This is a genomic window from Pseudomonas sp. P5_A2_2, from assembly GCF_054177685.1.
This window is the reverse complement of record NZ_JBGCUL010001355.1, coordinates 1-1014: the sequence shown is the minus strand read 5'-3', so window position 1 is coordinate 1014 and position 1014 is coordinate 1. Positions and strand designations below refer to the sequence as shown.

Below are 1014 nucleotides of genomic sequence, written 5' to 3'. Positions count from 1 at the left end.
CCACGGGGCAGCAGGCTGCCGAACTGGAACTGCGCGCGGCGACTCATGGCGTTGCCAGCGTAGACGTTCTCGCTCATCACGTGTTCCATGAACCCGGCGGGGGCGAACACCTTGACCTTGCCGGCCTTGACGTCGGCCTCGTCGATGACCCCGCGCACGCCACCGAAGTGGTCGACGTGGGTATGGCTGTAGATCACCGCCACCACCGGTTTGTGCGGGCGGTTCTGGTAGTACAGGTCCAGTGCTGCCTTGGCAGTTTCGGCCATGGTCAGCGGGTCGATGATGATCAGCCCGTCGTCGCCTTCGATGATGGTCATGTTGGCCAGATCGAGGCCGCGAACCTGATACAGCCGTGGGCTGACTTCGAACAGTCCGGCATGGGCGCTGAGCTGGGCCAGGCGCCACAGGCTCGGGTTGACCGACTCCGGGGCCTGGTCTTTGGCGAGGAAGTCATAGGCCTGGATATCCCAGATGACCTTGCCCGAGGCGTCCTTGACCTGGCCCTTGAAGGGCGCGATCAAGCCTTTGGTGACCGACTCGTAGTCGGTGCGGTCGGTGAAGGGCAGTTGTTGCAGTACGGCGGCGTTACTGGCCGTGGTTTGCGGGCTGGCCGCGACCGGTGCGTCGGCGGCGACCACCGATTGCGCAAGGCAGGCAGTGATTAGGCAAGCGAGCAGCCCATGAGGGCTCAAGGTGAAACGAGGCATGGCGTCTCCGTTTTTTATCGTTATGGTCAGACCAGCTTCGAGGGTAGGGCGGCACTCGGGCAGGGCGATCATCAGCAACGGACAAAAACCATTCAGGACCGCTATCCTTGGGCCACGCATACCCAACAGGTTGACCCATGCTCGAAGTCCATGGCGTTTTCAAAAGCTACGCCACCCCGCAGGGGCCGCTGCCGGTGCTGCAAGGCGTCGACCTGACGCTCAGGCCCGGCAGCAGCCTGGCGCTGATGGGCGAGTCGGGCAGTGGCAAAAGCACCTTGCTGCACCTGATCGCCGGGCTGGACAGGAT

At 63.4% G+C, this 1014-nt stretch carries 2 protein-coding genes; one reads left to right on the top strand and one right to left on the bottom strand.

All coding sequences use genetic code 11. The annotated features are described in order from the left end of the window. A partial coding sequence (locus tag ACXRVY_RS31380; RefSeq protein ID WP_458239261.1) for an MBL fold metallo-hydrolase occupies positions 1 to 707 on the bottom strand: 707 nt, incomplete at its 3' end. 137 nt (positions 708 to 844) lie between these two features. Here ACXRVY_RS31380 and ACXRVY_RS31375 point away from each other — a divergent pair. Beyond that, a partial coding sequence (locus ACXRVY_RS31375) for an ATP-binding cassette domain-containing protein (RefSeq protein ID WP_458239262.1) occupies positions 845 to 1014 on the top strand: 170 nt, incomplete at its 3' end.